A 7,235-nucleotide genomic window follows, 5' to 3' on the forward strand; every position below is an offset into this window, starting at 1 on the left:
TCTGAATACGCCAGGCGAGGTTCGCCCGCGAAAGTTCAAGACGCATGTCACCCATGTTGACGATGCCCACTTACGAACGATGTTGCCTTGATGGTCGTGGAGGATGCCTCGGTTGCCCATGAGGCTGCCACGACTCGGCACCGCTTGCAGGGCGCCCCACGGGTCGACTCGGTTCTGCTGCGTCATTCGGCGGCAATGATGCCATGGCAATTCATGCGAGCCCGCTCTCAGTCGCCTCAGATCGCCTGCACCGCCCGGTGATTGCTGCTTTTGGCCGCAAGCCACCGTGCGTGGAGAGCTGGGTGGACGGCGTCGGGGAACCGAGACTGGCGTGAGATCTCGAAGCTGCCGTGCCTAATTGAGCTTGCTCCATCATGTAAGCTGCACGTGTGGACCGGAGCCGTTAGCCATCGCAACGGCTGCAAGGCCCAGCGTGGTCGCCTTCTGGGCGTGGCTACTTTTTGTTCTCTTTGCTGCCGCATTCTTCTACTGGATGGTGAAACCCCTCGGGTGGTTTGCGCCTCAGTCAATCGATGGCTATTTCCAGGCCGCCTGCCTGTTCGCCGGCCTCTGCTTAATTCTGGGTCGTCCAAGCACCCTCGGCTTCCCCGACATAAACCGGGCTGCGCTCCACGCAGCGAGAATGCGGTGCCCGGAGCTGGGCGAATTAAGCGACGCGGAGCGCGGAGCGGCACAGTTTCTTGTGAATCTCGCAGCGAACGCGTCTCAAAGGCGAGTTGTCGGCTTATGGTGGGGTAACGGGTGCATTTGCACAAACGTACACTCTAGAACGGCCGCATCAGGCGATCGAGGAGTGGCTAGGGGTTTGAGTACCCCCGCAAAAGTGGCCAGCCGCGCGCGCGGAGATCGCGAAGCTGCAGCGCGTCCTGGGCAAGAAGACCCTGGAAAACGCAATCCTCAAGGAAGCCGTTGGGTACGCCGCCGAAAAAAGTGGATTGCGCGCTCGCACGTCCACGAGCTGCACCACCGTGCCGACACTTGCGTGATGGCCGAACCGGTCGCACGCCGGTATTCCTCGGCGTTCGCCTGGCACGCATGTGACATGCGTCCTTTGGTGCACCACAATGAGAGCTCATCCATGAGGGAGGGCAGAGGAGATGCTTCACAGAACGATGCGGCCGGTCGCGGCCGGCTTGGCCGTGGCGCTGGCCGGCTGTGCGTCGGTCACGGGCGGCGACTCACAGCGGGTGCACGTGCAGGCGCAGACGACCGAAGGCGCGGCGGTGGACACCGCCGAATGCACGCTGACCAACGACCGCGGCAGCTGGGTCGTGCGGACGCCGGGCGAGGTCGTCGTGCACCGCTCGAACCACTCAATGGAGGTGCGCTGCCGGCGCGCGGCGTTGCCGGAGGGCGTCGTGATCGTGGAATCCGGCACGCGTGCCGCGATGTACGGGAATATCCTGGTCGGCGGCGTGATTGGCGCGGTGATCGACCACAACACCGGGGCGGCGTACGAGTACCCTGAGCGGGTGCGCGTCGTCATGGGCCGCACCACGAACTTCACGCTGCCGCGTCCCGGCGGCACGCCCAGCGCCAGCGGCTACGCGGAGCTGAAGGACCTGGACGCGCTGCCGCCGATGGCGGCTAAGGGGCGCGAGACCTACACCGAGTGGTTGAACCGCCCGCACCCGCGCGCCTTCGCCATCGGCCCGAACGGCGGCTTCGGGGCGGCCTGGACCGGCCGCAGCAACGACCCGTCCCTGTCGAACGATCCGAACGAGCGCGCGCTGACGCTGTGCGAGCGGCGCGCGCACGCGACCTGCAAGCTCTATGCGGTCAACGACCAGATCGTCTGGGAAGCCGAGGGCCCGGCCCCGAAGGCGGGCACGGCGGCCGCCCAGGCGACGCCGCCGGCCACCGCCGCCGCGCCCAGCCCCGGCGCGCTTAGGCCGCCGCCGTCCCTCATCGCCACCGGCTATGCCGCGATCGAGGATGTCGACGCGATGCCCTGGCTGTCAGATCGCGGCCGCGCGGCCTATCGCGAGTGGCTCACCCGTGCGACACCGCGCGCGTTCGCGATCGGCACCAACGGCTACTGGTGGTCGGCATACGGACTGCGTTCGTCCGACCCGACCCTGCCCAGCGACCCGACGGAACGCGCGCTGGCGGGTTGCACGCGGGCCGGCGGCACGGGCTGCCGTCTCTACGCGGTGAACGGCTCGGTCGTGTTCACCAAACCCTGAAGGGGGCGCCGGCAGGCGAATAGGTCGCGCCCCTCCCAGCGGCGGAGGGCTGGTGGTCGTGTGCGACATGGCGGCGTCAGACCTCCAGGAGCGGCGACCTGCAGCACGTGGAACCGTACTGAATCGCATCGAAGCAGCTGCGGCGGTCATGGCAGCTCAGGCCCGAGAGACTGCATTGCGATCAAACGCCAGGAGGTGTTGACTCGAGTAAAGAACAAGGATTTTGGATTCGACTCTGACGAGGGATTCCGCGAATACCTGATCGACATGTTGCACGATGAAGACGGGCTGTGTGCCATTTCGGGCCTGAAGCTCCAGTATCCAGGAGAGGTGCAGGACAGCGAGTTGCAATGCTCCCTGGATCGAACCGACAGCAACGGCCACTACGCTCCCGGAAACCTTCAAATCGTCTGCCGATTTATAAACCGCTGGAAGAGCAGCAGTGACGATGCCAATTTCGGCGCTTGGTGCGGGTGCTGCGTTCTTCGGTAGATCTCGAAGGGTTGGGCCGATAAGCTCGGTCCCCTAGAGCTCTTTCGCCGCTGCTGGAAAAGCATGAGATGGCTGCTCCCGGCCACAAGCCGCCGTATCCTGGTTGCTGCAGATCGCCGCGCGGTGGTTGCCTGCGGCCTCGGTTGCCTGATCGTCTGTTCTCCACGCTTACGCCATCGAAGTGACTAGCGGCTCGATATCGCTTCGCTCGCCTGCTCCACGATGCCTGATCGCTCGCGTTCCACGGCCCGGAGCGCTGGACTGACCGACGCCTCGAGCTCCGCCAGGCGGCGCTGTTGCTCCTCGTCGTCGGGGCTGACCTCGTGCCGCAGCTGAAGCCTTGCCACGAGGAGCTCTTCGTAGGCATCGTCGTCGGGGAACAGGGCCGCGCGTTCCTGCGGCGTGAAGCTTCGCGCGCGCAGATCCTGCAGGTGCTTCACGTGGACGCGCAGCGCCTGTGGATTTCCTGCGGTATCGATAGCGCGCTGCAGACCATCGGCCTCGAGCTGGAACGCGATCGTCTTGCTGGCCAATGCCGCCGCCGCCTGCGCCTGTAGAGGGTCTCCATTGGCGAACTCACGCGCCAGTTCCTGCTCGAGGATCGCCAGCGGGACATCTCCGAGCTTCGCGAATTCACGCACCAGGGCACGCCGCAGCACCTGCGACGGCGCCGCTACGGTGCTGGGCGGGTCAATCGGTGCGGTCACGTCGGCGGGCGAGGCAGTGGGGGCTGGCGTGCCCGCGACGCCGTTGCCACCATGCAGCGCCACCGCCTCCACCAGCGAAGCTTGAAGCACTGCGGCCGGTAGCGGGACATCGGAGGCCGCGCTGTACCAGACGCCCGCGAGCAAAGCGGCTACAGCCGCAAACGTGCAAGCGATGGCAGTGAAACGCACGGCGCGTACCTCACTTGGTCGTGAACGTCGTCAACCAGTTCAGGTTGGTCTCCAGTTCCCAGTCTTGCACACCGCTCTTCCACCCGGCGTCTAGCGAATTCTGGCTGCCCAGGCAGCCACCGGACTGTCGCATGTAGCAGTGGTCCGCTGAACCGTCACCGACCTGCGCGTTGTGCACGATGATCCACCCGCTGTTGTTGCTGGCCAAGCAGCCATAGGCAGCGGTTCCGCAGTTCATGCCGGTGAGCTCCTGGAACTGCGAGCGCACGTTGGTCGCAGTGGGTCCGATGAAATTGTCGACTTCCCCGTCGACGGCACGCAAGCGCGAGGTCGGCAGCGTCCGGTTGCCATTCGCCACGCAGGCGCGGAGGTCGTAGGTTGAGTACTGCACACCGGCGCCCAGCCCGTATGCAGCCTGCACCCGGCCGTCGTAGTTCTTCGCGAGGATGGCCATGATCGATCCCTGGCTGAATCCGGCGACGACGATCCCCTTGCTGCAGTCAGCCTTGCCCCGCCCGCACAGCTTGCTGACCGCGCTGGCGGCGCTGGCAGGGTTGAAGGCACACGATGCCTTGGAGCCGATGGCAGAACAACTGCCGAACACGCTGCTGCCGTACTGGATCGTGGCAGCCACATAGCCCTTGGAGGCCATACGGTTCACCGCCTCCGTCGCCGACGCGTTGTTGTAGGTCTCGCTGGTCCCGACCATGTACACGAACACCGGATAAGTGCCGGTCGCGGCCGGCTCGACACCCGCGATGTTGTAGGTGCTGTTGCAGCTCCCTCCGCCTGCAGGTGCGCCACTGTAGGTGTCACTGAAGGGGGCCGTCTGCGCGAATGCACTGCCGGCCAGGAGGGCGGCTGCGCATATTGCACGCCGGACCAGGATCCCGATACTCACCATGTTTGTCTCCTTTGTTTGATTCCCTTGTAGGAGCGGATATCTAAGCGCAAGCCGGTGGCCACCGCCATGGGGGAATGCCATCACGGCTCAACTCATCGAGCGGCAATCCGTGGAAAACCGCCGCGCGAGGATGTCTCGCAGTTGACAGCCTGTCTGCGCATAGCGCCCTGCTGCGTTCCATTCCGCTAACCACGGCGCTCACCTCGATGCCAGTCGGGCCTCGGAAATTGGTGCGGACAATCGGGATGTCCGAGGTGACGTCCGCAACGCCTTGGGCGGTCTCGCGGTCGGTAGAGGCCTCTTTCGCTCGCCGCAACTGAATGCGCCACCTGCAAAGGCGTTCGCTGCGCCCGACGCTCGATTCGCCCAAGGCCTCGGAATTATCCTGGGACGGCTGTTCGGAAATGCTCTCGCTTGCGCGATCACTGTGGGGGCCGTTGTCCCTGCGGTTGCGCTGTGGGTCACCTTCATTGCCGTCAGTCTGGGACTCGCAGTCTTCGCATTTCCAGTACCCGTGGCCTATGGCGCAGCTTTCTTCCTGGGCGCGCGAAAGCGAGCAGGTGTCGCACTCACAGCAAAATAGGCTATGGCCGCAACCGGCCAAAAGCGGCCCTGAATGCGCTGATTGCGATATCCCGTACCATGATCAGAAAACGTCGCGAGTGATTTGGCCGAATTCGCGGATTCCTACCCAGGCGATTGCGTACACGCGTTGAGAAGGACGGCGCCACATCGCTGGACCTGGTAGCGCACCTCCCTGGCTCGTCAAGGCTCTTGCAGCGTGCTGCCGCGCTCCGCTGACTTGGAGGACTCGCTATAACTGCATCCGTGGCGATCGACTACAAACGCGAGTCGGCGTCTGGACCGCCGAGTATTGCCACTTGAGGCGCGGCCAATCGGTGTGCAGTCACGGAGTTCGCGCGCAGTTTGAGGGTGCGACTACGGTGGCAATTGGCGCGCTGCTGGCGCTGGTCCCGCTTCCGGTTTGCCGGGCAAAGACTCTGGCGAACTGGGTCTTTTCCTTCGCGTGCGCTGCCTTGTTGATCTGTTCCATCGTGATGAAGTAACTGAAGTCCTGCGGTAGAACCTGGCACGACAGTCGGCTCGATCGCATGCGGATGACTTGTACCTGTGATCACCCGCGTCGCGGGTGCCGTGAAGGGAGCGTGGAGTTGAAGAAGTACGGGTGGTATCACTACGGGGACTCGCCCCGCTCGATCATGAACTTTCTCACCGGCCAACAGCTGGTGGCAACCCGGGAGGACTGGCTCGGAGACACGAAGTCCTACGTTGGTGAGTACCGCGACGCAGAGATCCAGCTTCCTGTGCGTTTCAACATCAGCCCGCATCGAGGCCGGGGGAATCTTGTGGAGTTGGACTACGCACAGTTTGGCGACAGCATTTCGTACGGGCTTTGGCGGAGATTGGACGACTTCCTGACGGACGCGCTTCTCAGCTGGCCGGAGCTGCTGGTACCCCGCTGCCGTTTCTCGCTGCTGGCAACTGGCGGCTGGTGGGGCGGCGCATGGAAGCCGGAGTGGAAGCGCTTGTTCAGGGGCGAGAAGGACATCAAGCCAGGCATGGACGGCGAGCGCGCGCTCGCGGAACCGTGCTTGTCTCCGCTCGGCCGACCCGAGCCGAAGGGGTGGCGCTATATCGACCATCCGCAGCCTGCATGCGAAGCCAACCTCCATCTTGCCTACGTCGAGCCGTGGCACGTCCCATACATTGCGGCAAACAGTCCTCTGGATGGCTTCCAGGGCGACGTTCCCTACCTGGTGCGAGACGACGCACGCGCCGTCTTCTTTCCGTCTCGTGTCGGGGTTCGAAGGGATAAGGACGGCGACATCACGGGCCTGGAGGTCTATTACACCTACGCGGACGAGAACGTGTTCTTCACGTTCCGCAGCGTCCCGCACCGGGGCCTCGAGCTGTGGAGCTGCATGGACTACGGATACAGACACTTTCCGCCAGATCGGCAATTCTGGCCGTCGGGTCGCGACGGGCTCGAAGACCCGCACACCATGCGCAATCGGAAGGAAGGCTTCTCTCACTTCGCGTTCCTGTCGTACCGCATGTGGCGCGAGTTGGTGTGCACCACGTCCGACGCGTGGCTTCACTGGCCGGACCCCGGGGTCCGCATCGAACACCGCCCGAGCGGCCTTGGGGCCCGTGTCGGTGCGCATGGCCCGGACGTCGTAACGGGCTACACGGCCGGCTTGCCGAACTACAACATCTGGCTGCAGTACCGGGGCAGCTAGGAAAAGTCCGCGGTTGGACTCGCGGAGTTCGGCGCTGCGCTCGCGCGCACCTCGGGTTGCCACCCACGCCGTCATGTCGGGCAGGGCTGTTTCCCGGCTAGGAGCCGCCGTCGCGGGAAAAAGGGCTGCATCTGCACCCGACGCTTTCGCGCGACCGGATCGAGAGACCAGGCATGCGACGGATTACCTCGGCACCGACCGGTCCATTCGCATGGCGTCCAGTGTTAGTAACGACCGCCGCCGTAGCCGCCATTGCCATAGCCAACGTCCGCTCGATTGGTGGCCTTGAAACCGTCTGCACCGGAGCGGCCCGGGCCACGGCCTTCCTCACGAGGGCGGGCCAGGTTTACGGTGATCGAGCGTCCATCCACGGACATGCCATCGAGCGCCTTGATGGCAGCCTCGGCAACTTCCGCAGACGCCATTTCGACAAAACCGAAGCCCTTGGAGCGGCCGGTTTCACGGTCCATCATGA

5 protein-coding genes are annotated in these 7,235 nt (G+C 64.4%); 2 read left to right on the plus strand and 3 right to left on the minus strand.

All coding sequences use genetic code 11. From position 1 onward, the window contains the following. Window positions 1–1,118 precede the first annotated feature (1,118 nt). Window positions 1,119–2,207, plus strand: coding sequence for a hypothetical protein (locus JWP60_RS17930; RefSeq protein ID WP_299794470.1), 1,089 nt, complete (start codon window positions 1,119–1,121; stop codon window positions 2,205–2,207). Window positions 2,208–2,884: 677 nt separating this feature from the next. Here JWP60_RS17930 and JWP60_RS17935 read toward each other — a convergent pair. After that, on the minus strand, window positions 2,885–3,595 hold the full coding sequence (locus JWP60_RS17935; RefSeq protein ID WP_299794473.1) for a lipase secretion chaperone: 711 nt from the start codon (window positions 3,593–3,595) through the stop codon (window positions 2,885–2,887). A gap of 10 nt (window positions 3,596–3,605) precedes the next feature. Then, the gene (locus JWP60_RS17940; RefSeq protein ID WP_299794475.1) at window positions 3,606–4,499 is read right to left on the minus strand and encodes a hypothetical protein; all 894 of its coding nucleotides are present in this window, start codon (window positions 4,497–4,499) and stop codon (window positions 3,606–3,608) included. Window positions 4,500–5,719: 1,220 nt separating this feature from the next. Here JWP60_RS17940 and JWP60_RS17945 point away from each other — a divergent pair. Then, window positions 5,720–6,760 (plus strand): hypothetical protein, encoded by a 1,041-nt coding sequence (locus tag JWP60_RS17945; protein WP_299794478.1) that lies wholly within the window; start codon window positions 5,720–5,722, stop codon window positions 6,758–6,760. 224 nt (window positions 6,761–6,984) lie between these two features. Here JWP60_RS17945 and JWP60_RS17950 read toward each other — a convergent pair. Continuing rightward, on the minus strand, window positions 6,985–7,235 hold a 251-nt coding region (locus JWP60_RS17950), incomplete at its 5' end, for an RNA-binding protein (RefSeq protein WP_299794481.1).

Origin of the sequence: Ramlibacter sp., from assembly GCF_028291745.1 — a bacterium.
GTDB lineage: Bacteria > Pseudomonadota > Gammaproteobacteria > Burkholderiales > Burkholderiaceae_C > Ramlibacter.